This is a genomic window from Streptomyces sp. NBC_01275, assembly GCF_026340655.1.
GTDB lineage: Bacteria > Actinomycetota > Actinomycetes > Streptomycetales > Streptomycetaceae > Streptomyces.
The window spans coordinates 3,522,215-3,548,483 of sequence record NZ_JAPEOZ010000001.1 but is presented as its reverse complement, the minus strand read 5'-3'; the positions used below and the strand labels follow the sequence as shown (position 1 = coordinate 3,548,483).

Below are 26,269 nucleotides of genomic sequence, written 5' to 3'. Positions count from 1 at the left end.
CGGGGGTTGGGCTGCCCCCGGCTGACGAGAGCGGACCCCCCGCGACAGGTGGCGTCACGTGGGGGTCCGTTCTGTTCGTGTGGCCTCTGCGGGGGCGGGTGGGGGCTGGTCGCGCCCACGCGGCGGAGCCGTACGTCGGTAAAGCCCCGCGCCCCTGAGAAGCCTGCCTCCTCGCGCCCCTGAAAAGCAGCCGCTACTCGACGAGAACCGTGCTACTCGACCGTCACCGACTTCGCCAGGTTCCTCGGCTTGTCGATGTCTCGGCCGAGGGCCTTGGCCGTGTAGTAGGCGAGGAGCTGGAGGGGGATGCCCATGAGGATGGGGTCGAGCTCGTCCTCGTTCTTGGGGACGACGATCGTCTGGTCGGCCTTCTCCTGGCACTCGTGCGCCACGGCGAGGATCTTGCCGCTGCGGGCCTTGATCTCCTCCAGGGCCGCGCGGTTCTTCTCCAGCAGGTCGTCGTTCGGGACGATCGCGACCGTCGGCAGCGCGGGCTCGATGAGGGCCAGCGGGCCGTGCTTGAGCTCGGAGGCCGGGTAGGCCTCGGCGTGGATGTAGGAGACCTCCTTGAGCTTCAGGGAGGCCTCACGGGCCACCGGGTAGCCCCGGACGCGGCCGATGAAGAGCATCGAGCGGGCCTCGGCGAACTGCTCCGCCAGCTTCTCGATCTCCGCCTCCTGCTCCAGGATCTCGGCGATCTGGCCGGGCAGCTTGCGCAGACCCTCGATGATCCGCTTGCCGTCGCGCACGGACAGGTCGCGGGTGCGGCCCAGGTGCAGGGCGAGCAGCGCGAAGGCGACCGTGGTGTTGGTGAAGCACTTGGTGGAGACCACGCAGACCTCGGGGCCGGCGTGCACGTACACACCGCCGTCGGCCTCGCGGGCGATCGCCGAGCCGACCACGTTGACCACGCCCAGCACCCGCGCGCCCTTGCGCTTCAGCTCCTGGACGGCGGCCAGCACGTCGTACGTCTCACCGGACTGCGAGACGGCGATGTACAGGGTGTCGGGGTCGACGACCGCGTTGCGGTAGCGGAACTCGGACGCGGGCTCGGCGTCCGCGGGGATGCGGGCCAGCTCCTCGATCATCTGCGCGCCGATCATGCCCGCGTGGTACGAGGTGCCGCAGCCGAGGATCTTCACGCGGCGGATCTGACGCGCCTCGCGGGCGTCCAGGTTGAGGCCGCCGAGGTGCACGGTGGAGAAGCGGTCGTCGATGCGGCCGCGCAGCACGCGGTCCACGGCGTCGGCCTGCTCGTGGATCTCCTTGTGCATGTAGGTGTCGTGGCCGCCCATGTCGTAGGAGGCGGCCTCCCACTCCACGGTGGTCGGCTCGGCCGTGGTGCGGGTGCCCTCGGTGGTGTAGGTGCGGAAGTCGTCGGCCTTGAGGGTGGCCATCTCGCCGTCGTCCAGCGTGACTATCTGCCGGGTGTGGGCGACCAGCGCGGCGATGTCCGAGGCGACGAACATCTCCTTCTCGCCGATGCCGAGGACGACCGGGGAGCCGTTGCGGGCGACGACGATGCGGTCGTTGAAGTCGGCGTGCATGACGGCGATGCCGTACGTGCCCTCGACCACGCGCAGCGCCTCGCGGACCTTGTCCTCGAGCTTCTCGGCCTGGGAGCGGGCGACGAGGTGGACCAGGACCTCGGTGTCGGTCTCCGAGAGGAACTCGACGCCGTCGGCCTCGAGCTTCTTGCGCAGGTCGGAGGCGTTGTCGATGATGCCGTTGTGCACGACGGCGACCTTGAGGTCGGCCGACATGTGCGGGTGGGCGTTCACGTCGGAGGGGGCGCCGTGGGTGGCCCAGCGGGTGTGGGCGATGCCGGTGGTGCCCCTGAAGCGCGCCGGGACCTTGGCCTCCAGGTCGCGGACCCGGCCCTTGGCCTTGACCATCTTCAGGCCGGTCGCCTTCGGGGAGGTGACGACTATGCCCGCGGAGTCGTACCCGCGGTACTCCAGGCGCTGCAGGCCCTCCAGGAGCAGGGGAGCGACGTCACGCTTCCCGATGTATCCGACGATTCCGCACATATATACGTATTCCCCAAGTTCAATGAGTACGGCTGAGTAGCGGCTCAGCCGTAGACCATGCGGCGCAGCTGCCTGAGCGTGAGCTCCGGCGGCGCCACCGCGCGGTATTTCAGGTCCGCCTCGATCCGTTCGAAGATCTCCGCGTTCACCAGACCCTGCGCCTGGAGCTCGCGGTGGCGGCGACGGACGTAGTCCTCGGTCGTCTCGTCGAAGTAGGCGAGCACGTCCTGGATCACCCGCAGTGCCTCGCCCCGGCTGAGGGGTGTGGAGCGCGTCAGGTGATCAACAAGTTCGTCGTGCACCCGGTAGATCCTGAGGTACGCGAGCCGCTCATGCAAGAAACCTGCCCGATTTCGGGCAAGCCCCTGTTAAGAAGCCTTGGGGGAACATTGAATGTGTTATGAGCGCCTGTTCGTGAACCGTCCATTTGGAGTCTTGCGGCCCGTCGCCCCGGGCGACGATTTTCAGACCTCATGGACACTCCTCGCATGGGCGTACCCGAGCAGCTCGCCGAGCGCATGAGCATGGCCGAGCAGCACGAGTACCTGCGCGCCAGATTCTCCCGGCGCACGATGATCAGAGGCGGCGCGGTCACGCTGGGCGCCGTCACGGGCGGAGCGTTCGTCACCGGCGCCACCGCACAGGCCGCCGTACAGACCTCCGCACCCACCCAGACCTCCTCGCACACCCCGAGCGTCGACGGCGCCCTCGTCGCTCCCTTCGGCCGCCACCTGGCCTACGGCGCCGACCCGCGCACCGAGATCACGGTCTCCTGGCAGGTCCCGGTCGCGGTGAAGAAGCCCTTCATCCGGATCGGCGCCCGCCCCTGGGACCTCTCCCGCAAGATCGAGGCCGAGGTGCGCACGCTCCACACCCCGGCGGGCGTCGGCGCCAGCGGCGACCACACCCAGTACTACCTGCACGCCGAGCTCACCCACCTCAAGCCCGGCAAGACGTACTACTACGGCGTCGGCCACGCCGGCTTCGACCCGGCCGAGCCGCACCTCCTGGGCACCCTGGGCACCTTCACCACCGCCCCCGCCCACAAGGAGCCGTTCACCTTCACCGCCTTCGGCGACGAGGGCGTCAGCTACCACGGCCTCGCCAACAACAGCCTGCTCCTCGGCCAGAACCCGGCCTTCCACCTGCACGCGGGCGACATCGCCTACGCCGACCCGGCCGGCGCCGGAAAGACCGCGGACACCGGTTTCGACTCGCGGATCTGGGACCAGTTCCTCGCCCAGACCGAGTCCGTCGCCAAGTCCGTCCCGTGGATGCCGGCCTACGGCAACCACGACATGGAGGCCTGGTACTCGCCCAACGGCTACGGCGGTGAGGAAGCCCGCTGGAACCTTCCCGACAACGGCCCGGACGCCAAGAACCTCCCCGGCGTCTACACCTTCGTCTACGGCAACACGGCCGTCATCTCGCTCGACGCCAACGACATCTCCTTCGAGATCCCGGCCAACCTCGGCATCTCCGGCGGCACCCAGACCAAGTGGCTGGAGGCGCAGCTCAAGAAGTACCGCGCCGCCAAGGACGTCGACTTCATCGTGATCTTCTTCCACCACTGCGCCTACTGCACCTCCACCGCGCACGCCTCGGAGGGGGGCGTGCGCCAGGAGTGGGTGCCGCTGTTCGAGAAGTACACGGTGGACCTCGTCATCAACGGCCACAACCACCAGTACGAGCGCACCGACGTCATCAAGGCGGGCGCGGTCACCAAGAAGCTCCCGATCGGCGGCACGGCCTACCCCGAGACCGAGGGCGTCGTCTACGTGACGGCGGGCGCGGCGGGCCGCAGCCTGTACGCGTTCACCGCCCCGCTCTCCTACGAGGGCCACGAGAACGAGGTCGACTCCGTGGCCTCCTTCATCAACACCAAGGACGGCAAGGTCAACGAGACGGTCGCCTGGTCGCGCGTGCGCTACCTCGACTACTCGTTCCTGCGCGTGGACGTCACCCCGGCGGCCAAGGGCCGCACGGCCACGCTGACCGTGCGCGGCATCGCCGAGACCGGCGACCAGGTCGACCACTTCACGGTGGCCCGCAAGGCCAAGTAAGGCCGTACATACGCCCGGAAGGCAGGGCGTAGGCACGACGGGGGCGGTCCTCACCCGCGCTACATGCGCCTGAGGACCGCCTGCTTGGCCACGGTGAACTCCTCGTCCGTCAGCACCCCGGCCCGGTGCAGCTCACCCAGCTCCCGCAGGCGTCGCAGCAAGGCGTCGTGGTCGTCCACGGGCTCCAGCGGTGGTACGGCGTCCTCGACCCCCGTAGGCCCCTTGGCCGCCGCCGGATGCGGCAGCCGGGCCTGTACCGCCGCCGCGACCAGCGCCATCAGCGGATCCTTCTTGAAGCCCCACAGCTCGACGGCGTGGGGGTCGTACTTCGGCGGGGCCTTCGTGGCCGCGCCGCGCACGGTGAAACGCAGGCAACCGTTCTCCAGGCCGACCGCCGGATGCCACTCGACTTCGGCGATGTCCGCCACCGCGATCGTGCGGGCGCCGCCGGCGGCCTTGGCGTCCTCCGTCTTCCAGTTCCACTCCAGGCGCACCCGCTCGCCGTCGAAGCTCGCGGTGCCGTCCCCGGCGGAGGCCGACAGGGGCACGGCCGGGCCGGGCAGCAGGTAGGCGTCCACGGGGTCGGCCGGGATCCGGTCCAGGGTCAGCGCATGCCGCACCTCGTCGGCGACGTACTCGGCGACGCCGTACCGGTCGGACTCCACGGCCAGTTGGTACGGGTCGTGCGGCTCGGTCAGCCGGCCGCCGGTCGCGAGCAGCAGTGGATCGGCGCCGTCCCGCAGCCGCAGCCTGAGCCGCCCGGACTTCTTCCCCTGCTCGAACGACACTCCCGCCAACGCCCCTAGCGGGACGACCAGTTCACCCAGTTCCCTGCGCACCAGCGACACGCTCTTGTCCCGTCCGGGCGTCAGCCGCAACGCGTCACCGTCGAAGACCCAGGTGCCGTCCTTCTGGATGATTTCCGCCATGGGGGAATTCTGGCATCGGGCCGTCACAAGCCCAGCGCGTCCGCCTCCCCGTCGTCGAGCGCGAAGCGAACCGCCTTGCCGTAAGCGCCGGTTGTCCGCATCGCGGGCTCGCCGGAGCGCACCCCGAGGGCGATCTCGGGGTTGTCCTGGCAGATCAGGGCGAACGAGTCACCGTCCACGGACCTGGGCAGGAACGCCTGGTCCTCGGGGAAGGGCGCGTCGGCGCCCCGCTCGTACGCGCACGGCCGCTGCTGCATCCCGTCGCCCTCGACCCGGTCGCCCGCGATGTCCAGACAGAGCTTCGAGGCGACGTTCACCAGGGCGACCGCGCCCTTCTCCAGGCGGACCACCCGCCACTGCTGCGCCTCGCCGCCGCCGTCGCCGTCGCAGGCGGCCAGGACGGGGTCGGGTGCGAGGGCGGGGCCGGGGCCCGAGGAGGCGTCGGCGGCGGGGCCGGTGACACAGCGTCCGGTGGACACGCTCTCCAGGGTGATCGTGCCGGTGGAGGCGCCGGTCGTGGGAGACGCGGACGGGGACGCGGACGCGGACTCCTCCGGCGAGGGCGAGACGGACCCCTCCGGAGCAGGCGCGGCGGAGGCGCTCGCTCCGGCCCCGGGGCGCTCGGCCCCCTCGGCGGAGTCGGAGCCGGACAGCAGCCTCAGCACCGCGGTGGTCAGCACGGCCGTGACGACCACGGTGACCGCCACCAGGAACACCGGCCGTCTGCGCCGCCTGTCCTCGCCGTCCTCGGGCCGGCCGCGCCGGACGTCCCCGGCCGGCCCGGGAGGCGTACCGGACTCGACGGCCGGCGCCTGGTCCGCCGGGCGGGCCTTCCGGTACGCGGCCCCACCCCACACCAGCACCTGGTCGACCAGCAGCCGCCGCACCTCCTGCGCATCGCCCGACGCGAGCGTGCGCAGCAGTCGCAGGTCATGGGCGCAGAAGCGGCAGGCGTCCAGATGCTGCCCGAGGTCCGCGGGCGCCTCACGATGCGTGCCGCGGGCGATGGCGCCGAGCATGCCGCCGTAGCGGACGCAACAGGGGTCGGCGGTGCGGTCGGCGCGCACGCGCAGGAAGGTGTCGACCAGGCGGCTGCGGGCCGACTGCGCCAGGGACTCGGCGAACTCCTCGGACGTGTTCAGGATCCTGGCCGCCGAAGCGCTCTCGGCCTCGGCCAGGCACAGCCACAGCGCGGCCCGCGACTGGTCGGCCAGTTGCTCGAAGGCGGCCAGGAACACCGAGCTGCGCTCCGCGCGGCGCAGCGTGTCGGTGGGACCGAAGGCGTCGGCGGCCCGTTTCGACCAGGCGCGGAACTCCGGGTGCAGCAGCCCGGAGCGCCCGTCGCGCAGCCAGCTGTCGGCGGTGCGCCGCACGTCGGCGAGGAGCGCGGTCCGTAACGCGGGCCCCTCTGACTGCGAGCCGCGTGCGAGGACGTGGCCGGCCAGGTCGGTGGCGTCGCGCGGCTCCACGCAGAAGGCCTCGGCGTACGCGCGGACGGCAGGGGCGTGTTCCGGGAGGGTCCCGGAGACGGACCTCGGGTCGTGCAGGGCTTGCTGTGCGAGGTGCTCGTACATGAATCGACTCCCCACGGAGCGGGCACGGCAAGACACAGACCGTAGTGCCACTCTCTGTGACGGGGCTGTACGTTCATATGCCCGTGCTGTCGGCACGGAGAACGGGCCGCAGACGACGACGGATCCCCCCGGGGACCGTACTCGGGGGGATCCGTCTGTCTTGATCAGAACCCTGCGACGGGATTCTTCAGGGTGCCGATCAGCTGGAGAGCGCCCGCGGGGTCCGCCAGATCCACCATCTGCCTGTTGTTGCGCAGCTGGAGACGGTTGAGGCAGGACAGGGCGAATTCGGGGGCGAACATGTCGTACTGGCGGAACTTGTCGGCCAGTTCGGGGTTCGCCTCCTGGTAGGCGTGGGTGACCTCGGCGACCGTGCGCCAGAAGTCGTCCTCCGCCAGGATCCCCTCGGCGGCGAGGTCGGCCGCGAGGAAACGGAAGAAGCAGTCGAAGACGTCCGTGAAGAGGGAGAGGAGCTTCGTGTCCTCGGGGACCTCCACGCGCAGTCGCCGGACCTCGGGCGGCAGCACCGCGTCCGGGTCCATGACCGCGATCTCCTCGGCGATGTCCTTGTAGATCGCCCGCTGCACGACGCCGTCCTTGAGGACCAGGATGGTGTTCTCGCCGTGCGGCATGAAGACCAGGTCGTAGGCGTAGAAGCTGTGCAGCAGGGGCGTGTAGTACGCGGTGAGGTAGCTGCGCAGCCACTGCGTCGGGGGCAGGCCCGACTGCTCGATGAAGGCGCCGGCCACCGACCTGCCCTCGTGGTCCACGTGCACCAGGGAGGCCATGGTGGCCAGGGACTCGCCCTCGGCGAGGGAGGGGACCGGGCTCTCCCGCCACAGCGCCGCCAGCATCTTGCGGTACGGCGAGTAGCGGTCCGTCGCCGCCTCGTACTCCAGATGCCGGTAGCCGACGGCGGCCCGCTCCCGGATGATCGACAGACCCGTCGACTTCAACACGGGGTCGTTGTCGATGAGTTGGGCGAGCCAGTCGTTGATCGCCGGGGTCGCCTCCATGTAGGCGGCGGACAGACCGCGCATGAAGCCCATGTTGAGGACGGACAGCGCCGTCTTCACATAGTGCTTCTCGGGCCGCGAGGAGTTGAAGAACGTCCGGATGGACTGCTGGGCCAGGTACTCGTCGTCGCCCTCGCCCAGGCACACCAGGTTGCGCCGCGCGACCTCGGCGGCGAAGGTGACGGTGAGCTTGTTCCACCACTGCCAGGGGTGGACCGGGATCAGGAAGTAGTCGGCCGGGTCGAGCCCCTGCTCGCGCAGGACGTCGTAGAACCGTTCGACGGTCCGCTCGCCCAACTCCTCCCGCACGAAGGACTCGTACTCGATCCCGACGCCCGCCGTGAACGCGGCCCGCGACCGGTGCGCCGCCAGCCACACCAGCCGGACCGGGCTCGCCGTCTCGGGGGCGTACGACAGGTACTCGTGGACGCCGAAGCCGAGCCGCCCGTTGTTGGCGACGAAGCACGGGTGACCCTCGGTCATCCCGGTCTCGATCGCCTGGAAGCCGCTTCTCGCCAGCTCGGCCGAGGTCGGCTGCGGCTTGGCGAGCTTGTAGCAGGCGCCGGAGACGGTGGAGGAGATCTCCTCCAGATAGACCGGCAGGATCTCGTCGCTCAGGCCCAGCGTCCGCTTCAGCTCGATGAAGAAGTCCAGCGCGGCGACGGGGAGTTCGACGTCGTCCCGGGTGCGGGTGATCGAGTCGGCGTCCACCTGCCAGTGGTCGAGGGCGCGGCGGACGGCGGTGTAGCGGTAGTACGTCAGCCCGTCGTCGCTGCGCACGACGTACCGCTGGTCGTCGTCCTGCCCCGAGGGCTCCTCCTCGGGCGTGATCAGGCGCTCGTGCGCGAACTCGGCGAGGGCCTTGCGCACCAGCAGTCGGTTGGCCTTCTCCCAGCGTTCGGGGGAGAGGTGGGCCACGGCGTCGGCGAGGGTCATACCAGTACCGCCTTCTCGAACTGCTCGCGTGTGCAGAAGCTCAACAGCGCTTTCTTCTCCGGCTTCCGGATCTCCCGCTCGGGCACGAACCCGACGGCCTCGTTGAGCGTGTGCACGGCCTTGTTGGACACGTCCGGCTCGACGACCACGCGGGCGGTGGCCGGGTCCTCGAAGAGGCGGGCCATCACGGCGGTGATCACGGCGCGGGTGAACCCGTGCACGGGCCGGTCGGTGGGGGCCACGAGGAAGTGCATCCCGACGTCCCCCGGCCGCGGCTCGTACAGCCCGACCAGCTCGCGGTGGGCCGGGTCGTAGTACTCCATCAGGAACGCGGGCGCGCCGTCGTGCAGACCGAGGAGCGCGTGGTGGTGCGGATCGGCGGCGATGTCCAGGTAGGCGCGCTCGACGTCCACCGGTTTCGCGTCCTGCATCATCCAGTAGGCCGCTTTGGGGTCGGTGACCCAGCCGTGCAGCAGCTCGGCGTCCTCGAGGGGGTCGAGCGGGCGGAGGGTGAGACGGCCGACGGCCGTCGTGGTGGTGGTCATGCGCTGAACTCCTGGAACGCGATGCTCTTCTCGACCGGGTAGTACTCGCTGCCGAGCAGCTCGCGGATGATGTAGCTGTTGCGGTACGCGCCCATGCCGAGGTCGGGCGAGGTGACGCTGTGCGTGTGCACGCCCGCGTTCTGCAGGAACACTCCCCGGCCCGTGGTGTCGATGGCGTAGTTGCGGGCGATGTCGAAGTTGCCCTGGGAGTCGTAGCGCAGCCGGTCCTTGACCGGGGCGAGGAACTCCGGCTCGGCGTACCTGTAGCCGGTCGCCAGGACCAGTCCCTCGGAGTTCAGCTCGAAGTCCCTGCCCTGCTCCTCCTGCCGGAAGGCGAGCGTGTACGTGCCGTCCTCGTACGTCGCCCCGGTCAGCGCGGAGTTGGTGAGCAGCCGGGTGGGGACGGGACCGCCGAGGTTCTTCTGGTAGAGCAGGTCGAAGATCTCGTTGATCAGGTCGCCGTCGATGCCCTTGAACAGGCCCTTCTGCTCGGCGGTGAGCCGGTAGCGGGTCTGCTCGGGCAGCTCGCGGAAGTAGTCGACGTACTCCGGGGAGGTCATCTCCAGCGTGAGCTTGGTGTACTCCAGCGGGAAGAAGCGCGGGGAGCGGGTGACCCAGTTCAGCCGGTAGCCGTGGACGTCGATCTCGCTGAGCAGGTCGTAGTAGATCTCGGCGGCGGACTGCCCGGAGCCGACCAGCGTGATCGACTCCTTCTTCTGCAGCTGAGCCTTGTGCTCCAGGTAGCGGGAGTTGTGCAGGAAGTCCCCGCCCAGCCCGGCGCAGGACTCCGGGACGTACGGCGGCGTGCCCGTGCCGAGGACCAGCCGGCGGCCCCGGAACTCCTCACCGGCGGCCGTCCTCACGACGTACGCCTCGTCGTCGTACGTCACCTCGGTGACCGTCGTCGAGAAGCGCACGTTGCTCAGCTTGTTCGCGGCCCAGCGGCAGTAGTCGTCGTACTCGACGCGCAGCGGGTAGAAGTTCTCCCGGATGTAGAACGAGTACAGCCGGCCCTTCTCCTTCAGGTAGTTGAGGAAGGAGTAGGGCGAGGTCGGGTCGGCCAGGGTGACGAGGTCCGACATGAACGGCGTCTGGAGGTGGGCGCCCTCGAGGAACATGCCCGCATGCCACTCGAAGTCGGGCTTGGAGTCCAGGAAGACGCCGTCGAGTTCGGTGATCGGCTCGGTGAGGCAGGCGAGGCCGAGGTTGAAGGGGCCGAGCCCGATGCCCACGAAGTCGTAGGTCTTTTTCGCGGCGCCGTTCAAGGCGACAGTGGGCTCAGGAAGCGCGGTCAAGGGACTCTCCCAGGTACTGCTCGGCGTGGCCGGCGATCAGGTCGAGGACGGCCGTGATGTCGTCGGCCGTCGTCTCGGGGTTGAGCAGGGTGAACTTCAGGTAGTGGCGGCCGCTCACCTTGGTGCCCGCGACCACCGCGTCGCCGGAGGCGAACAGGGCCTTGCGGGCGTGGAGGTTGGCGCGGTCGATCTCGGCCGGGTCGGTGACGGCGGCCGGGATGTAGCGGAAGACCAGGGTGGACAGCGACGGCTGTACGACGACGTCGAAGCGGGGGTCGGCGGCCAGGATGTGCCAGCCCTCCACGGCCAGGTCGCACACCTCGTCGAAGAGCTGCCCGATGCCGTCGGCGCCCATCGTGCGCAGCGTCATCCACAGCTTGAGCGCGTCGAAGCGCCGGGTGGTCTGCAGGGACTTGTCCACCTGGTTGGGGATGCGCTCCTCCACCATCCGGCGCGGGTTGAGGTACTCGGCGTGGTAGGTGGCGTGGCGCAGGGTGGCCGCGTCCCGGACCAGCACGGCGGACGAACTCACCGGCTGGAAGAAGGACTTGTGGTAGTCCACGGTGACGGAGTCGGCGCGCTCGATGCCCTCGATGCGGTCCCGGTACTTGACGGAGGCGAGCAGTCCGCAGCCGTAGGCCGCGTCGACGTGCATCCACGTGCCGTACTGGTCGCACAGCTCGGCTATCTCGGGCAGCGGGTCGATCGAGCCGAAGTCGGTGGTGCCGGCGGTGGCGACGACGGCCATGGGGGTCAGGCCGGCGCTCTTGCAGCGCTCCAGCTCATGGGCGAGCGCGACGGTCTGCATCCGCTTGTCGGCCCCGACGGGGATCGAGACGACCGAGTCCGCGCTCAGCCCGAGCAGTTTCGCCGACTTCTGCACGCTGAAGTGGCTGACCTCGGAGGCGAAGATGCGCAGTTCGGCCAGGCTGTCGGTCTTGGCCTCCTCGCGGGCGAGCAGCAGCGCCTGGAGGTTGGACTGCGTGCCGCCGGAGGTGAACACGCCGTCGGCGGCCGGGCCGAGGCCGATCCGGGCGGTCGTCCAGTCGATCAGTTTGCGCTCGATGAGCGTGCCGCCGGCCGACTGGTCCCAGGTGTCCAGGGAGGAGTTGACGGCGGAGAGCACGGCCTCGCCGAGCACGGCGGGGATGACCACGGGGCAGTTGAGGTGGGCGAGGTAGCGGGGGTGGTGGAAGTAGATCGCGTCGCGGAGGTAGACCTCCTCCAGCTCGTCCAGCACGGCCGCGGTGTCGCCGAGGGGCTGGTCGAGGTCGATCCCGTCGATGCGCGGCGCGAGCGAGTCGACGCTGACGCCGGTGAACGGCCGGTCGGTGGCGGCGAGTTTGGCGGCCACCCGCTCGACTCCTTCGGTCACGGAGCGGCGGTACTGCTCCGCGGTCGTGTCATTGAGCAGGTGCGAGCGCATGGTGGGGGTCCTCCGGGGGAAGGGGACGGGTCCGCTGCGGAACGGACTCAGGGGCGGAACCTCGGCTTCAACTTAGGTAAGCCTAACCTAAGTAACTCCGTGGAGGCCCCGCCCCTGTCGTGACTGTGATCACGTCTGCGAACGCCTACTCCTGCTCGCGGAGTTGCTCCTCGCTGAGCCCCTGCCGCCAGTACCCGACGAAGGTGACCCGACGCCGGTCGATCCCGCGCTCGCCGACGAAGAGCCGGCGCAACGCCTTCACGGACCCCGACTCGCCCGCGATCCAGACGTACGGGTGCGCGGCGACGGGCAGCCGGGCGGCACGGAGCGCGTGGAGGGACTGCCCGGCGTGCAGCCAGGTCACCTCGGCGTCCGCCGGGGAGGTCAACTCGTGGACGTTCCCGGAGTCGTGGGCCTCGATCCACGCCCGGACGCGCAGCCCGGCCGGGAGGGTCTCCAGGATCGACGAGATCGCCGGCAGAGCGGTCTCGTCGCCCCACAGCACCACCAGATCGGTGTCCCGCGGCGGCCGGAACCGGATCGCCCGGTTGTCGGCGACCGCCGGCCCGAGCAGCACGACCCGATCCCCGACGGCGGCACGCGCGGCCCACGCGGAGGCGGGCCCTGCCGGAGCGTGCAGCACGAAGTCGACGTCGATCTCGTCGGGATCGCGCCGCAGCGCCCGCAGCGTGTACGACCGCATCACCGCCCGCACGTCGTCCGGCAGTTCCCGCCACCCCTGCCACCACCCGTCCCCCAACTCGAAGGGAACCTGCGGCTCCCGCTGCCCGGGATGCGGCAGGAAGAGCGACAACGACTGGTCGTGTCCGTCGGAGAAGAAGTGCTCGAGATCCGGTCCGGCGAAGGTGACCCGGACGAGCGACGACCCGATCCGCCGAGCCCGCACGACCTGAAGCGAGAAGAACCGGAAGGGCGCGACAACGGCGGTGGTCATGTGTACTCCTGTAGCTCCGTCAGGCTCTGAGTGGGGGTGGGGCAGCCGACCGAGGGGTGCGGGGCCGCATCGATGTGCGGCTCCGCCGCGTGGGCGCGCCCGCCGCTGACGGCCTGCGCAGTCACCCGCGCTGCCCAGCGGAGCGCCTAGCTGACCTTCTTCGCCTTCTCGAGAGCCTCCGCAAGGTTCTCCAGCAGCGGCACGCACTTGTCGTACGACAGAATCGGCTCGGGCGACCGGGCGATGACCTGCCCCGCCTTCACCGCAGGCAGCTTCTTCCAGGTCGCCTCGGTGATGTCAGCCGGCTGAATCGTCGAGGACCGATCGTCCATCATGATGACGTCCGCCGCGTACTTGTCGACGTTCTCCCAGCTCAGCGACTCGTACCAGCCGCCGCCCTCTGCCTTCGCGCTCTCCGGCGGCTCGACGAAGTTCACGCCGAGGGCCTTGAAGTACTCCAGGTCGATGGAGAGGTCGGTGCCGGAGACGTAGAACAGCTCGGCGCTGGCGGAACCGGCCATGACCTTGATGTCGGGCTTGGCCTTCGCCGCGGCCCGCAGTCGGGTGGCGGCGGTCTCGAACCGCTTCTTCGCGTCGGTGACGGCGGCCGCGGTCATGTCCGCGCCGAGGGACTCGGCGAGCTCCCACATGCGCTCCAGGGGAGCGGTCAGCTGACGGTCGTAGACGGAGACGCCGACGCTCGGGGCGAGCTTGGCGATCTTGTCCTTGGACGCCTCGGGGACGTACCAGAGGGTGCCGGCGTCGTCGAACATCGTGGAGATCAGCACGTCGGGCGCGAGGGTCGCGTACTTCTCGACGTTGAACTCGTCCCAGACGTTGCCGAGGATCGTCACCTTGGAGACGTCCATGTCACCGGCCTGGACGTCGGCCTTGCCGTCGGCGGTCTTGGTCGGGCCGAAGACGCCCTTGACCTGGATGCCGTAGTCGAAGAGGGCGGCGCCGACGCCGGTGAAGGCGACGATGTTCGCGGGGATCTCGTCGAGCTTCACCGTGGTGCCGCGGTCGTCCTTGAACGCCCAGGGACCGGACTTGGCGGAGGCACTCGTCGTCGCTTCCGAGCCACCGCTTTTCGCGTCGTCGTCCCCGCAGGCTGCGAGTGCGGCACCGAGGCCGAGGGCGCCGCCGGCGGCGAGGAGACCGCGGCGGGTGAGGTGGGTGGCTCTGGCGTTGGACATGAGAGTGGCTGCTTTCGAACGTGCGGATCACCGCCGGACAATTCGAAGGTAGGTTAGCCTAACCTCAGCTCGTGTCCAGGGGCAGGGGTCACAGGATCCCGGCCTGTGGGATGCCTGTGACCTGCCCCGTCTCTCAATTTGCCGTTTGTAAAAGGAAGTTGAAGGGGAGGGTCGAAGGGAGCCGAGCGGTCAGCCCACCAGCCCCAACTCCCGTGCGATCAGCATCCGTTGCACCTCGCTCGTGCCCTCGCCGATCTCCAGGATCTTGGAGTCGCGCCACATCCGCGCCACCGGATACTCGTTCATGAAGCCGTAGCCGCCGTGCACCTGGGTGGCGTCGCGGGCGTTGTCGACGGCGATCGTCGACGAGTACAGCTTCGCCAGGGCCGCCTCCTTCTTGAAGGGCTCGCCGGACACCAGCCGCGAGGCCGCGTCCCGCCAGGTCAGCCGCGCGGTGTGGGCCTTCATCTCCATGTCGGCGATCTTGAACTGGATGGCCTGGTTGGCGCCGATCGGACGCCCGAAGGCGTGCCGTTCCTTCGCGTACCGCACCGACTCGTCGACACAGCCCTGTGCCAGGCCGGTGGCCAGCGCCGCGATGGCGATGCGGCCCTCGTCGAGGATCCGCAGGAACTGCGCGTAGCCGCGCCCCTCTTCGCCCAGCAGGTTCGCCGCCGGGACGCGCACGTCGGCGAAGGCCAGCTCACGGGTGTCGGACGCGTTCCAGCCGACCTTCGAGTACGGCGCCGCGACCGTGAAGCCCGGTGTGCCGGACGGGACGATGATCGCGGAGATCAGCGGCCTGCCGTCCGGCTTGCGCCCGGTGACCGCGGTGACGGTCACCAACCCCGTGATGTCCGTGCCCGAGTTGGTGATGAAGCACTTGGTGCCGTTGATCACCCATTCGTTCGTCTCCGGGTCGAGGCGGGCCGTCGTACGCGTCGCCCCCGCGTCCGAGCCGCCGTCCGGCTCGGTGAGTCCGAACGCGCCCAGGATCTCCCCGGAGCACAGCCGCGGCAGCCACTCCCGCTTCTGCTCGGGCGTGCCGAAGAGGTGGATCGGCATCGCGCCCAGCGAGACGCCGGCCTCCAGGGTGATCGCCACGGACGAGTCGACGCGCGCGAGCTCCTCCAGGGCGATGCCGAGGGCGAGATAGTCGCCGCCCATGCCGCCGTGCTCCTCCGGGAACGGCAGCCCGAACAGGCCCATCCGGCCCATCTCGCGGACGATCTCGTAGGGGAACTCGTGGCGCTCGTAGAGGTCGCCGATCTTGGGGGCGACGACATCGTGCGCGAACTGCTCGACCGTGCGCCGGAGTTCTTCCAGCTCGGGGGAGAGACGGTGGTCCATGCTGATCACTGGTCCTTGTGGGGCTGTGTCGTTTTACCGAGTGCGCGGACGGTGCGGGACGGGCTGGGCCGGCCCAGTCGCTCGGCCATCCACACGCTGGTGGCGGTCAGTCGGCCGAGGTCGACCCCGGTCTCGATGCCGAGGCCCTGGAGCATCCACACGAGGTCTTCGGTGGCGAGGTTGCCGGTGGCGGACTTGGCGTAGGGGCAGCCGCCGAGGCCGCCGGCGGACGCGTCGACCGTCGTGACGCCGTGTTCGAGGGCGGCGTAGGTGTTGGCGAGCGCCTGGCCGTAGGTGTCGTGGAAGTGCACGCCGAGGACGTCGGTCGGCACGCCCTCCTCGTTGAGCAGGGAGAGGAGTTCGAGGACATGGCCCGGGGTCGCGACCCCGATCGTGTCGCCGAGGCTCAGCTCGTCGCAGCCCATGTCCCGCAGCGCCCGGCAGACGCGCACCACCTGGTGGAGGGGGACCGCTCCCTCCCAGGGGTCGCCGAAGCACATGGAGACATAGCCGCGGACATGGACGCCCTCGGCCTTGGCCCGGTGCACCACCGGCTCGAACACCGCGAGCGACTCCTCCAGCGTGCGGTTGAGGTTGGCCTTCGCGAAGGACTCCGTGGCGCTGGCGAAGACGGCGACCCGACGCGCGCCGAGCGCGAGGGCGCGGTCCAGTCCGCGCTGGTTCGGCACCAGCACGGGGAGCGCTGCCGGCAGATCGGCGACGAGCGGGAAGAGGTCCTCGGCGTCGGCGAGCTGCGGCACCCACTTGGGGTGGACGAAGCTGGTCGCCTCGATCGTCGTCAGGCCCGCGTCGGCGAGGCGGCGGACGAACTCCGCCTTGACGGCCGTCGGCACGCTCGTCTTCTCGTTCTGCAGCCCGTCGCGCGCGCCGACCTCGTGGATCCGCACCCGGGCGGGCAGGCCGGTGGCCGGCACGATCATGGGGAGCGTCATTTCTCCTCCTCCGCAGGGGTGGCGACGGCGGTGACGACGGGGGTGATGACGGCCAGCACCTGGTCCATGGCGACCGTCGTGCCCGGCTTCACGTCCAGTTCGGCGACCGTGCCGGCGTGCGGGGCGGAGATGACGTGCTCCATCTTCATCGCCTCCACCACCAGCAGGCTCTGACCCGCGGCCACCTCGTCGCCGACCGCGACCTTCACGACCGTCACCGTGCCGGGCATGGGCGCGGTGAGGGAGTCGGTGCCCGCGTGGACGGCGCCGGAGAGGGACGCGGCGACCGGGTCGTGGTCGCGCACGTGCCAGGCGTCGCCGTCGCGGCCCAGCCAGGTGCCGTCCGGCAGCGCGGCGAAGGTGTGGACGACTCCGTCGAGGGTGACGGTGACCCGGTCGGGCGTGACCGTGTGCGTCCCCCGTGGGCGGTACTCCACCGGGTCCTGAACGCGCAGCGGGAAGGCGACGGACTTCGGTGTGCCTCCCAGACGCCATCCGCTGGGCACGTCGAAGGGGTCGACCCAGCCCTCGCCCTCGCGCGGACGCAGCGCCTCCAGCCGTACGGCCGCCGCCGCCTCGTACACCTCCTCCGGCACGTCCGTGGTGACCAGCTCGTCCACCACCCGCTCCACCAGCCCCGTGTCCAACTCGCCCGCGACGACCGCCGGATGGGCCAGGAGCCGGCGCAGGAAGCCCGCGTTGGTCTGCACGCCCAGGGTCACCGTCTCCGCCAGGGCCGCCCGGAGTTTTCTGAGCGCGGTCTCCCGGTCGGGCCCGTAGGCGATCACCTTGGACAGCATCGGGTCGTACAGGCTGCCGACCTCGGCGCCCTCGCTGAGCCCGGAGTCGGTGCGCACGCCGTCGCCCTGGGGTTCGTACAGCCTGAGCACGGCTCCGCCGGAGGGCAGGAACCCGCGTGCGGGGTCTTCGGCGCAGATGCGCGCCTCCACCGCGTGCCCGGTCAGCCGTACGCCCTCCTGTCCGAAGGACAGGGCCTCGCCCGCCGCGACCCGCAGCTGCCACTCCACCAGGTCCAGCCCGGTGACCAGCTCGGTGACCGGATGTTCCACCTGGAGACGGGTGTTCATCTCCATGAAGTAGTACGAGGAGGGGTCGCCGCCCGGCACGATGAACTCCACCGTGCCCGCGCCCGCGTACCCGCAGGAGCGCGCCGCCTGTACGGCCGCCTCGCCCATCGACGCGCGCGTGGCCTCGTCGAGCAGCACGCTCGGCGCCTCCTCGACGACCTTCTGGTGCCGCCGCTGGAGGGAGCACTCGCGCTCGCCCAGGTGCACGACGTTGCCGTGGCCGTCGGCCAGGACCTGGATCTCGATGTGGCGGGGCCGGTCGATCCACCGCTCGACGAGGAGCGTGTCGTCGCCGAAGGAGGCGCGGGCCTCGCGGCGGGCGGCGGCGATCTCGTCGGCCAGCAGGGACACGTCCCGCACCAGCCGCATGCCCTTGCCGCCCCCGCCTGCGGAGGGCTTGAGGAGCACCGGCACGCCGATCTCCTGGGCCGCGTCGGCGAGTTGCGCGTCCGTGAGTCCGCTGCCGCTGGACCCCGGGACGACCGGGACCCCGGCCGCCTCGACGGTCTCCTTGGCGCGGATCTTGTCGCCCATGAGGGAGATCGCGTCGGCGGGCGGCCCGATGAAGACGAGCCCCGCGTCGGCGCAGGCGCGCGCGAAGCCGGCGTTCTCCGCGAGGAATCCGTACCCCGGGTGGACGGCCTGCGCGCCGGTCCGAGCCGCCGCCTCCAGCAGCCGCTCCACGGACAGATAGCTCTCCGCGGCCGGCGCCGGACCGATCCGTACCGCCGTGTCGGCCTCCCGCACATGCCGGGCGTCCGCGTCGGCGTCGGAGAAGACGGCCACCGAGCGCACGCCCAGCGAACGCAGCGTGCGGATGACGCGGACGGCGATCTCGCCCCGGTTGGCCACGAGCACTGTGTCAAACATGAGTCCCCTCCTCACATCCGGAAGACGCCGAACTGAGGGTCGCTCAGCGGCGCGTTGGCGCAGGCGGTCAGGGCGAGGCCCAGCACCTGACGGGTCTCCAGCGGGTCGATCACGCCGTCGTCCCAGAGTCGGGCGGTCGCGTAGTAGGCGTTGCCCTGGCGCTCGTACTGCGCGCGGATCGGTTCCTTGAAGGCCTCTTCGTCCGCGGCGGGCCACTCCTCGCCGCGCGCCTCCGACTGGTCCCGCTTGACGGTCGCCAGCACGGACGCGGCCTGCTCGCCGCCCATGACGGAGATCTTCGCGCCGGGCCACATCCACAGGAAGCGGGGCGAGTAGGCGCGGCCGCACATCGAGTAGTTCCCCGCGCCGTACGACCCGCCGACCACGACCGTCAGCTTCGGCACGCGGGCGCAGGCGACGGCCGTGACCATCTTCGCGCCGTGCTTGGCGATGCCCCCGGCCTCATAGTCCCGGCCGACCATGAAGCCGGAGATGTTCTGCAGGAACACCAGCGGGATCCCGCGCTGGTCGCACAGTTCGATGAAGTGGGCGCCCTTCTGGGCGGACTCGGAGAACAGGATGCCGTTGTTGGCGACGATGCCGACCGGGTGGCCGTGGATCCGGGCGAAGCCGGTGACCAGGGTCTGCCCGAACTCCGCCTTGAACTCGGCGAAGCGGGAGCCGTCCACCACGCGCGCGATGACCTCCCGTACGTCATAGGGGGTGCGGGAGTCGACGGGCACCGCGCCGTACAGCCCATAGGGGTCCACCTTGGGCTCGACGGCGGGCACGACGTCCCAGGGGAGGGCCCCGCGCGCGGGGAGCGTGGAGACGATGGTGCGCACGATCCGCAGCGCGTGCGCGTCGTCCTCGGCGAGATGGTCGGTCACGCCCGACACGCGCGCGTGGACCTCGCCGCCGCCCAGCTCCTCCGCCGTGACGACCTCGCCGGTGGCGGCCTTCACCAGCGGGGGGCCGCCCAGGAAGATCGTCCCCTGATTGCGGACGATCACGGCCTCGTCGCTCATCGCGGGCACATACGCCCCGCCGGCCGTGCACGAGCCGAGGACCGCCGCGATCTGCGGGATCCCGGCCCCCGACATCCGGGCCTGGTTGTAGAAGATCCGCCCGAAGTGCTCCCGGTCCGGGAACACCTCGTCCTGCATGGGCAGGAAGGCCCCGCCGGAGTCGACCAGATACACACAGGGCAGCCGGTTCTCCAGGGCCACCTCCTGCGCCCTCAGGTGCTTCTTCACCGTCATCGGGTAGTACGTGCCGCCCTTGACGGTGGCGTCGTTGGCGATGATCACGCACGTCCGTCCGCTCACCCGCCCGATGCCGGCGATGACCCCGGCGGCCGGGGCCTGTCCGTCGTACATCCCGTCGGCGGCCAGGGGAGCGAGCTCCAGGAAGGGCGACCCGGGGTCCAGGAGGCCGTCGACCCGGTCGCGCGGCAGCAGCTTCCCGCGCGCGGTGTGCCGGGCCCGCGCCTTCTCGCCGCCCCCGAGCCGGGCGGCGGCGAGCTTGCCGCGCAGCTCGTCGACGAGCACGCGATGCGCCGCCTCGTTGGCCCGCCAGGCCTCCGACGCGGGATCTTCCCCCACGCTCGAAAGGACTCGCGCGGGGGGACCCCCATCGCTCGTCAGCTCCGGTGCCTCTTGCATCCTGCGGTCCCCTCACCCGGTGTGCGGACAGTGCCTCGATCGGTGCCTCGATCAGTGCCTGTGCCGGCGGCCGGCCATTGATCGACCTGTTAATGAGCGTTAACCATTTCCTCTAGGTTAACGACCGCTAACCTCCCTGTCTAGAATTGCTTTCATGGCCACCAGAACCGACGCACCCACCCGCCGCGAGCAGATCCTCAAGGAGGCCGCGCGGCTGTTCGCCGAGCGCGGTTTCCACGGTGTCGGGGTGGACGAGATAGGGGCCGCGGTCGGCATCAGCGGCCCCGGTCTCTACCGGCACTTCCCCGGCAAGGACGCGATGCTCGCCGAGCTCCTGGTCGGCATCAGCGGCCAGCTGCTGACCGGCGCGAAGCGCCGCCTCCAGGAGGCCGACGGGGCGGGTCCCGAGCCGGCCTTGGACTCTCTCATCGAGGGCCATATCGACTTCGCCCTCGACGACCGCCCGCTGATCACGCTGCACGACCGGGAGCTGGACCGCCTGCGCGACAGCGACCGCAAGCTGGTGCGCCAGCTCCAGCGGCAGTACGTCGAGCTGTGGGTGGAGGTCGTCCGGGAGGTGTACCCGGCCCTCGCCGAGCCCGCCGCCCGCTCGGCCGTCCACTCGGTCTTCGGCCTGCTGAACTCCACCCCCCACCTGGGCCGCCCGGGCGCCCTGCCGGGCCGCGCGGTCACCGCGGAGCTGCTGCACCGGATGGCCAGGGGGGCCTTCGCGGCCGCCGGGGCGTGACGAGCGTTACCCCCGTCCTGCCCCGTCCCACCCTGGACGCCTCTCCCTACCCGCCGGTACGGTGAGGTTCTGAGCAAGCGCTTAGACGCGGAACTTGAGCCAGGTGGAGGTGGCGGCGGTGCGCCGTACCGTATTTGACGAGGATCACGAGGCGTTCCGGGAGACCCTCCGGGCCTTCATCGAGGCCGAGGTCGTCCCCGTCTACGACGAGTGGTTCGCCGCCGGCCAGGCGCCGCGCGACTTCTACTACAAGCTCGCCGAGCTGGGCGTCTTCGGCATCCGCGTCGACGAGGAGTACGGCGGCGCCGGCATCGACTCCTACAAGTTCGAGGCCGTCCTGTACGAGGAGACCGCGCGCGCGGGCGTCTCCTTCGGCGGCTCCGGCGTGCACGTGCTGCTCGGCCTGCCGTACATCAAGCTGCTCGCCACCGACGAGCAGAAGAAGCGCTTCCTGCCGAAGTTCGTCTCCGGCGAGGAGATGTGGGCGATCGCGATGACCGAGCCGGGCACCGGCTCCGACCTCGCGGGCATGAAGAGCACCGCCAAGCTCTCCGAGGACGGCACGCACTACGTCCTCAACGGCTCCAAGACCTTCATCACCGGCGGCGTCCACGCCGACCGCATGATCGTCTGCGCCCGTACCTCCGCGCCCACCGCCGAGGACCGCCGTCACGGCATCTCCCTCTTCGTCGTGGACACCAAGGCCGAGGGCTACTCCGTCGGCCGCAAGCTGGACAAGCTCGGCCTGAAGACCTCCGACACCGCCGAGCTGGCGTTCGTCGACGTCAAGGTGCCCGTCGAGGACCTGCTGGGCGAGGAGAACAAGGGCTTCTACTACCTCGGCCACAACCTGGCCTCCGAGCGCTGGGGCATCGCCTACGGCGCGTACGCGCAGGCCAAGGCCGCCGTCCGGTTCGCCAAGCAGTACGTGCAGGAGCGGGTCGTCTTCGGCAAGCCGGTCGCGCACTTCCAGAACACCAAGTTCGAGCTGGCCGCCTGCCAGGCCGAGGTGGACGCGGCCGAGGCCGTCGCCGACCGCGCCACGGAGGCCCTGGACGCGGGCGAGCTGACCCCGGCCGAGGCCGCCAGCGCCAAGCTGTTCTGCACCGAGGTCGCGCACCGCGTCATCGATCGCTGCCTCCAGCTGCACGGCGGCTACGGCTTCATGAACGAGTACCCGATCGCCCGCCTGTACGCGGACAACCGCGTCAACCGCATCTACGGCGGCACCAGCGAGATCATGAAGTCGATCATCGCGAAGGACATGGGCCTGTAAGGTCCGCGAAATTGCTCGCCGGTAGAACTGGGCTCATGAGTCAGGCACTACACGATCTCCTCGATCTCCTCGACCTGGAGCAGATCGAGGAGAACATCTTCCGCGGCCAGTCCCGGTCCGCCGTCGTCCCCCGGGTCTTCGGCGGGCAGGTCGCGGCCCAGGCGCTCGTCGCCGCCGGGCGGACGGTCTCCGAGGACCGCCTCGCCCACTCCCTGCACGCGTACTTCCTGCGCCCCGGCGACCCCGGCGCGCCCATCGTCTACACGGTCGACCGCATGAACGACGGCCGTTCCTTCACCGCGCGCCGCGTCCTCGCCGTCCAGCACGGCCAGCCGATCTTCGCCCTCTCCGCCTCCTTCCAGCGGTACGAGGAGGGCTTCGAGCACCAGGCCCCCATGCCGCCGGCCCCGGACCCGGTCACACTCCCCACCTCCGCGGAGCGGCTGCGCGGCTACGACCACCTCGACCCCGAGGTCGTCGAGAAGTTCCTGGAGGCCCGTGAGGCGGTCGACCTGCGCTACGTCGACGAGCCGCCCTACGGCCAGTACGGCGAGCCGCGCGAACCGCACTCCCAGGTGTGGTTCCGCGCCAACGGCAAGCTGGCCGACGACCCGCTCCTGCACGTCGTCCTCGCCACCTACGTCTCCGACATGACCCTCCTCGACTCGATCCTCCTCGCGCACGGCCGCGGCGGCTGGGCGGTCGGGGACGTGGTCGGGGCCTCGCTGGACCACGCGATGTGGTTCCACCGGCCCTTCCGCGCCGACGAATGGCTCCTCTACGACCAGGAGTCCCCGTCGGCCCACGGCGGCCGCGGCCTCGGCCAGGCCCGCATCTACACGCAGGACGGACGCCTCGCCGTCTCGGTCGTCCAGGAAGGCGTGGTCCGCGCACCTCGGGAGCGCTGAGGGGCAGCCGCCCTGTTGGATGGGCCCATGACCGTCACGGAAGAGTCGTGGAACCAGTACGGCGCACGCCTGCGGCAGGCCTACGCGGAGGCCGTCGCCGGGGTCGCCGACCTGCTCGCCGCCCCCGCCGTCGCCACCGCCTGGAACCGGCCCAGCGCACTGGCCGACCTCGGCGTCGGCGGCCTCGCCGGGCACGCCGTCCGCCAGGACCTCGGCCTGCCGGACCTGCTCGCCGGCCCCGAGCCCCAGGAACCCGTGATCTCCCTGCGGGAGTACTACGTCGAGCGGGTCACCTGGCTGGACGCCGGTGTCGACGGCGCCGTCAACCGGCGCATCCGCGCGAGCGGCGAGGAGACGGCGGCGGACGGACACGGGGCGCTTCTGGCGCGCCTGCGCGGGACGGTCGTACGACTGCGGGAGGAGCTGCCGCACGCACCCGCCGCGCGGCCCGTCCGGATGGCGTCCTGGGGCGACTGGTCCCTCGACCTCGACGACTTCCTGCTCACCCGGCTGATGGAACTCGTCGTCCACGCGGACGACCTGGCGTACAGCGTCGGGCTGCCGAACCCGCCGTTCCCGGAGCGGGTCACCGCCCCGGTGGTGGACCTGCTGGCCCGGCTCGCGGTGCGCCGGCACGGCACCGCGGCCGTGATCCGGGGGCTCGCCCGCGCCGAGCGCGCCCCCGCCTCGATCGCGGGCGTCTGACCGGTCCCGAGCCGCGGTTCGGCCGGTTTCCGGTCAGGGCTGCTTCCGGTCAGACCGGCTTCCGGCTAGGAGAGCCCCGCCTCCGCCAGGAGATACGCCGTCAGCGGGTCGTAGTAGCGGGGGCTGACGACGTGGTCGTCGAGGGGGACCGTGACCTGGACGGTGCCCTCGGCCTCGGCGAGGAACAGCGCCGGGTCGTTGGAGTCGGCGTATCCGACGGAGTCGACGCCGTGCTGGCCGGCGTAGCCCGCCCAGCCGTGGTCGGCGACGACCAGGTCGGGCAGCGGGCGCTCGGCGCGCTCCAGAGCGGTGAGGATCTGGCGCATCGGCTCGCCCGAGTGGGTGTGCCACAGCGTCGCGCCGTGCTCCAGCATCGCCACGTCCGCGAACTGCATGACGTACCCCTCCTCCGTCTGCAGCCCGTCCGGGATGACGAGGATCTCGCAGCCGGCCGTGCGCAGGGCGGCGGCCGTGGCGCGGTGCACGTCGAGCAGACCGCCCGGGTGACCGGTGGCGAACAGCACCCGCTGCTGTCCGTCGGCGGCCTTGCGCAGCCGCGCCGCCAGCCGGTCCAGGCCGTCGACCGTCAGCTCGGGGTCGATGGTGTCCTGGCCGTAGCGGTACTCGGGATCGTCGTTCACGCCGACCCGCTCCGCCATCACCGCGAGCACGTCCTGCTCGTCGGTCCAACGGTCGCCGAGTTCCAGGCCGAGCCAGAAGTTGCGGACGCCGTTGGCGAGCTGACGGTAGTGGGAGAGGTTGTTCTCGCGCGGGGTGGCGACGTCCCCGGCGATACGGGTCTTGACGAGGTGGTCGACGAGTTCGGCGCGGCTGGGCGTCCCGGGTATCGGCATGGTTTCCATTGTGGGGCAGTGGACTGCGCGCGTCTGCGCTGTTCCGGACGCTGGGACGTCCCTCACAGCCCACCCTCGTCACCCTTGTCCGTACCGGCCGCGCCCGCCCCTCACCCCTGCTTCAGCGCGAACCACAGCTCCATGCGTACGTCGGGGTCGTCCAGGTCGGCGCCGAGCAGGGCCGCGCAGCGGGCGATCCGCTGCCGCACGGTGTTGCGGTGCACCGACAGCGCCACCGCCGTGCGGTCCCAACTGCCGTGCAGGGACAGCCAGGCGCGCAACGTCTCGCCGAGCGCCGGGGCGTCGGCCAGCGGCCCTAGGAGGGCACGGGCGTGCGCCTCGGCCGCGTCGCGCGGGACGAGCTCGACGAGCCCGGCCCGGCCCCCGTGCCGGACCAACGGCGCGCGGACGGCGTGGGCCCGGGCCAGCGCACGGGCGGCCTGGGCGTCGGCGGCCGGCCAGTCGCGCGGACCGACGGGTGCGCTGACCCCGAGGGTCCAGCCGGGCTGCGGGGCGGGTTCGCGCTCGGCCGGCACGAGGACGCGTACGACGTCGGCGGCGAGGTCGACCAGCGGGGAGCCGAGGGCCGCGCCGAGGGCCGAGGCCGCCACGGGGTCCGGCCGCTGCGCCTCCGGCCGGGCGTGCACCACGAGCCACCGCCGACCGGCCTCGCCCCGCTCGCCTCCCTCGCCCCGCTCGCCGTCGAGCAGCGGGGCCACCTCCTCGGGCGGACTGCCCAGCAGCAGCCGTACGAGGGCGGAGGAGCGGGCCGCTCCCGAGCCGCTGTGGTGCTCGCCGGTGAGGAGGGAGAGCAGCACGGCGGCGACGGAGGCGATGGTGTGGTCGCCGGGTTCGCGCCCGGGGGCCGCGACCCCCAGCACGAAGCCCTGCCCGGATCCGAGGGCGTAGGCGGCGAGATGGACGCCGGAGGCGGTGGTGGCGCTGGCGGTGGTGGCGCTACCGGAGGCGGTGGTGGAGGTGGCCGTACCGGAGGCGGCGGGAGGGGAGACGGCGCTACCGGAGACGGCGGTCGTCGCGAGGCTCGTGCCGGTCCGGGAGGGGGCGGTGGTGTTCGGGCCGGTCCGGGAGGATCCGGTGCTGCGCGGGCCGGTCGCGGAGGGCCCGGTGGTGTTCGGGCCGGTTGTGGAGGGCCCGGTGCGGTGCGGGCCGGTCGAGGGGCGGCGGGTGACCACGGCGGCCAGCTCGGCCAGGGCGTGGCTCACCGGGGCGCCGGGCTCCTGTCCCGCCCCCGCGATCTCCGCGCCCTCCGGTCCGAACAGCACCGCCCGCCCGCCGACCCGTCGCGCCAGGTGCCGTAGCACCGAAGGCACCGGATCCGGGCGCGCCGCGGCCGCCGCCAGGCCCTGCTGGGCCTCGGTGACGCGGCGCAGCTCGGCCAGCCGGGCCTGGGCCATGAGCTGCCAGACCGCGCGGGCCACGCCCGAGAACGTGGTCTGCGGAGGGACCTCCAGGAGCGGGAGTCCGTAGGCGTCGCAGGCCGCGACCAGCGCGCGCGGCACCGTGTCGTGCACCGGCGCCAGGCCGAAGCCGAGGGCCGCGCCGCCCGCCGCGACGACCCGGGACACGTAGTCGTCGAAGTAGGTCCCCGACCCGACCGCCTCCGGAATGTGCACCCCGGCCGTCAGCAGCAGCTCACCGCCCAGGAGGTACGGGTACGGGTCGGCCATCTCCGAGGTGTGCGCCCAGTGGACGACGATGCCGGGATCGGTGGGCCCGGCGATCTGGCGCAGGGCCAGGTCCTCGCGGGCCAGGAGGGACGCGAGGGGCACGGGGGGAGTGGGCGGCACGGCGGGATCCGGCATGGTGTGCGTTTCCTCCATCCTGTTCGCCTCGAATGGATGAAACGTACACTTCGCAGCCGTCTTCC

General features: G+C 71.0%; 21 protein-coding genes. 5 read left to right on the top strand and 16 right to left on the bottom strand.

The window, feature by feature from the left end; all coding sequences use genetic code 11:
* Positions 1-212 precede the first annotated feature (212 nt).
* Positions 213-2,030 (bottom strand): glutamine--fructose-6-phosphate transaminase (isomerizing), encoded by a 1,818-nt coding sequence (gene glmS / locus OG562_RS15455; RefSeq protein ID WP_266397767.1) that lies wholly within the window; start codon positions 2,028-2,030, stop codon positions 213-215.
* A 44-nt stretch (positions 2,031-2,074) separates the two neighbouring features.
* Entirely contained in the window at positions 2,075-2,332 is a 258-nt protein-coding gene (locus OG562_RS15450; protein ID WP_266397765.1) for a hypothetical protein, read from the bottom strand.
* 186 nt (positions 2,333-2,518) lie between these two features.
* Between OG562_RS15450 and OG562_RS15445 the strand changes: the two genes are divergently transcribed.
* The gene (locus OG562_RS15445; RefSeq protein WP_266397763.1) at positions 2,519-4,093 is read left to right on the top strand and encodes a metallophosphoesterase family protein; all 1,575 of its coding nucleotides are present in this window, start codon (positions 2,519-2,521) and stop codon (positions 4,091-4,093) included.
* Between the two features lie 59 nt (positions 4,094-4,152).
* Here the strand turns inward: OG562_RS15445 and OG562_RS15440 are convergent, their stop codons facing one another.
* From OG562_RS15440 to OG562_RS15385, 12 genes are all read right to left on the bottom strand, one after another.
* Complete coding sequence (locus OG562_RS15440; RefSeq protein WP_266397761.1) at positions 4,153-5,022, bottom strand: DUF4429 domain-containing protein; 870 nt, start codon at positions 5,020-5,022, stop codon at positions 4,153-4,155.
* Between the two features lie 23 nt (positions 5,023-5,045).
* The gene (locus tag OG562_RS15435; RefSeq protein WP_266397759.1) at positions 5,046-6,596 is read right to left on the bottom strand and encodes an RICIN domain-containing protein; all 1,551 of its coding nucleotides are present in this window, start codon (positions 6,594-6,596) and stop codon (positions 5,046-5,048) included.
* 164 nt (positions 6,597-6,760) lie between these two features.
* Positions 6,761-8,548, bottom strand: coding sequence for an IucA/IucC family siderophore biosynthesis protein (locus tag OG562_RS15430; RefSeq protein ID WP_266397757.1), 1,788 nt, complete (start codon positions 8,546-8,548; stop codon positions 6,761-6,763).
* Positions 8,545-9,093 (bottom strand): GNAT family N-acetyltransferase, encoded by a 549-nt coding sequence (locus tag OG562_RS15425; protein ID WP_266397754.1) that lies wholly within the window; start codon positions 9,091-9,093, stop codon positions 8,545-8,547. The genes OG562_RS15430 and OG562_RS15425 overlap by 4 nt, the downstream gene beginning before the upstream one ends.
* Positions 9,090-10,358 carry a lysine N(6)-hydroxylase/L-ornithine N(5)-oxygenase family protein gene (locus OG562_RS15420; protein WP_323187653.1) on the bottom strand — a complete coding sequence of 423 codons (1,269 nt, stop codon included), beginning with the start codon at positions 10,356-10,358 and terminating at the stop codon, positions 9,090-9,092. The genes OG562_RS15425 and OG562_RS15420 overlap by 4 nt, the downstream gene beginning before the upstream one ends.
* A gap of 13 nt (positions 10,359-10,371) precedes the next feature.
* Positions 10,372-11,814 carry a lysine decarboxylase DesA gene (gene desA / locus OG562_RS15415; protein WP_266397751.1) on the bottom strand — a complete coding sequence of 481 codons (1,443 nt, stop codon included), beginning with the start codon at positions 11,812-11,814 and terminating at the stop codon, positions 10,372-10,374.
* A gap of 145 nt (positions 11,815-11,959) precedes the next feature.
* Entirely contained in the window at positions 11,960-12,769 is an 810-nt protein-coding gene (locus OG562_RS15410) for a siderophore-interacting protein (protein WP_266397749.1), read from the bottom strand.
* Between the two features lie 146 nt (positions 12,770-12,915).
* Positions 12,916-13,965 carry an ABC transporter substrate-binding protein gene (locus tag OG562_RS15405; protein WP_266397747.1) on the bottom strand — a complete coding sequence of 350 codons (1,050 nt, stop codon included), beginning with the start codon at positions 13,963-13,965 and terminating at the stop codon, positions 12,916-12,918.
* A gap of 189 nt (positions 13,966-14,154) precedes the next feature.
* Positions 14,155-15,315 (bottom strand): acyl-CoA dehydrogenase family protein, encoded by a 1,161-nt coding sequence (locus tag OG562_RS15400; protein WP_266397745.1) that lies wholly within the window; start codon positions 15,313-15,315, stop codon positions 14,155-14,157.
* A gap of 5 nt (positions 15,316-15,320) precedes the next feature.
* Positions 15,321-16,268: a hydroxymethylglutaryl-CoA lyase gene (locus OG562_RS15395; RefSeq protein ID WP_266397744.1), complete on the bottom strand. Its 948-nt coding sequence runs from the start codon at positions 16,266-16,268 to the stop codon at positions 15,321-15,323.
* Positions 16,265-18,226 carry an acetyl/propionyl/methylcrotonyl-CoA carboxylase subunit alpha gene (locus OG562_RS15390; protein ID WP_266397743.1) on the bottom strand — a complete coding sequence of 654 codons (1,962 nt, stop codon included), beginning with the start codon at positions 18,224-18,226 and terminating at the stop codon, positions 16,265-16,267. Before OG562_RS15390 ends, OG562_RS15395 begins: the two co-directional genes overlap by 4 nt.
* 11 nt (positions 18,227-18,237) lie before the next feature.
* Positions 18,238-19,830 carry a carboxyl transferase domain-containing protein gene (locus OG562_RS15385; RefSeq protein WP_266397740.1) on the bottom strand — a complete coding sequence of 531 codons (1,593 nt, stop codon included), beginning with the start codon at positions 19,828-19,830 and terminating at the stop codon, positions 18,238-18,240.
* Between the two features lie 214 nt (positions 19,831-20,044).
* Between OG562_RS15385 and OG562_RS15380 the strand changes: the two genes are divergently transcribed.
* The 4 genes from OG562_RS15380 to OG562_RS15365 all read left to right on the top strand — a co-directional run bounded on the left by OG562_RS15380 (position 20,045) and on the right by OG562_RS15365 (position 23,527).
* Entirely contained in the window at positions 20,045-20,638 is a 594-nt protein-coding gene (locus OG562_RS15380) for a TetR/AcrR family transcriptional regulator (RefSeq protein ID WP_266397737.1), read from the top strand.
* A gap of 118 nt (positions 20,639-20,756) precedes the next feature.
* Positions 20,757-21,914, top strand: coding sequence for an acyl-CoA dehydrogenase family protein (locus tag OG562_RS15375; protein WP_266409276.1), 1,158 nt, complete (start codon positions 20,757-20,759; stop codon positions 21,912-21,914).
* A gap of 35 nt (positions 21,915-21,949) precedes the next feature.
* Positions 21,950-22,822 carry an acyl-CoA thioesterase II gene (locus OG562_RS15370; RefSeq protein ID WP_266397735.1) on the top strand — a complete coding sequence of 291 codons (873 nt, stop codon included), beginning with the start codon at positions 21,950-21,952 and terminating at the stop codon, positions 22,820-22,822.
* Between the two features lie 27 nt (positions 22,823-22,849).
* A complete protein-coding gene (locus OG562_RS15365; RefSeq protein WP_266397734.1) occupies positions 22,850-23,527 on the top strand; it encodes a maleylpyruvate isomerase N-terminal domain-containing protein in 678 nt (225 codons plus the stop codon).
* Between the two features lie 65 nt (positions 23,528-23,592).
* Here OG562_RS15365 and OG562_RS15360 read toward each other — a convergent pair whose 3' ends face one another.
* Both OG562_RS15360 and OG562_RS15355 read right to left on the bottom strand, forming a co-directional pair.
* Positions 23,593-24,381, bottom strand: coding sequence for a phosphatase (locus OG562_RS15360; protein ID WP_266397732.1), 789 nt, complete (start codon positions 24,379-24,381; stop codon positions 23,593-23,595).
* A gap of 110 nt (positions 24,382-24,491) precedes the next feature.
* A complete protein-coding gene (locus OG562_RS15355; protein WP_266397730.1) occupies positions 24,492-26,204 on the bottom strand; it encodes a helix-turn-helix domain-containing protein in 1,713 nt (570 codons plus the stop codon).
* Positions 26,205-26,269 lie beyond the last annotated feature (65 nt).

What these genes read in the sequence shown, in the direction of transcription:
- OG562_RS15355 (WP_266397730.1), bottom strand. Translation starts at nt 26,204, where the DNA reads ATGCCGGATCCCGCCGTGCCGCCCACTCCCCCCGTGCCCCTCGCGTCC.
- OG562_RS15360 (WP_266397732.1), bottom strand. Translation starts at nt 24,381, where the DNA reads ATGCCGATACCCGGGACGCCCAGCCGCGCCGAACTCGTCGACCACCTC.
- OG562_RS15395 (WP_266397744.1), bottom strand. Translation starts at nt 16,268, where the DNA reads ATGACGCTCCCCATGATCGTGCCGGCCACCGGCCTGCCCGCCCGGGTG.
- OG562_RS15405 (WP_266397747.1), bottom strand. Translation starts at nt 13,965, where the DNA reads ATGTCCAACGCCAGAGCCACCCACCTCACCCGCCGCGGTCTCCTCGCC.
- OG562_RS15370 (WP_266397735.1), top strand. Translation starts at nt 21,950, where the DNA reads ATGAGTCAGGCACTACACGATCTCCTCGATCTCCTCGACCTGGAGCAG.
- OG562_RS15425 (WP_266397754.1), bottom strand. Translation starts at nt 9,093, where the DNA reads ATGACCACCACCACGACGGCCGTCGGCCGTCTCACCCTCCGCCCGCTC.
- OG562_RS15400 (WP_266397745.1), bottom strand. Translation starts at nt 15,315, where the DNA reads ATGGACCACCGTCTCTCCCCCGAGCTGGAAGAACTCCGGCGCACGGTC.
- OG562_RS15390 (WP_266397743.1), bottom strand. Translation starts at nt 18,226, where the DNA reads ATGTTTGACACAGTGCTCGTGGCCAACCGGGGCGAGATCGCCGTCCGC.
- OG562_RS15430 (WP_266397757.1), bottom strand. Translation starts at nt 8,548, where the DNA reads ATGACCCTCGCCGACGCCGTGGCCCACCTCTCCCCCGAACGCTGGGAG.
- desA (WP_266397751.1), bottom strand. Translation starts at nt 11,814, where the DNA reads ATGCGCTCGCACCTGCTCAATGACACGACCGCGGAGCAGTACCGCCGC.
- OG562_RS15440 (WP_266397761.1), bottom strand. Translation starts at nt 5,022, where the DNA reads ATGGCGGAAATCATCCAGAAGGACGGCACCTGGGTCTTCGACGGTGAC.
- OG562_RS15380 (WP_266397737.1), top strand. Translation starts at nt 20,045, where the DNA reads ATGGCCACCAGAACCGACGCACCCACCCGCCGCGAGCAGATCCTCAAG.
- OG562_RS15445 (WP_266397763.1), top strand. Translation starts at nt 2,519, where the DNA reads ATGGGCGTACCCGAGCAGCTCGCCGAGCGCATGAGCATGGCCGAGCAG.
- OG562_RS15410 (WP_266397749.1), bottom strand. Translation starts at nt 12,769, where the DNA reads ATGACCACCGCCGTTGTCGCGCCCTTCCGGTTCTTCTCGCTTCAGGTC.
- OG562_RS15435 (WP_266397759.1), bottom strand. Translation starts at nt 6,596, where the DNA reads ATGTACGAGCACCTCGCACAGCAAGCCCTGCACGACCCGAGGTCCGTC.
- glmS (WP_266397767.1), bottom strand. Translation starts at nt 2,030, where the DNA reads ATGTGCGGAATCGTCGGATACATCGGGAAGCGTGACGTCGCTCCCCTG.
- OG562_RS15365 (WP_266397734.1), top strand. Translation starts at nt 22,850, where the DNA reads ATGACCGTCACGGAAGAGTCGTGGAACCAGTACGGCGCACGCCTGCGG.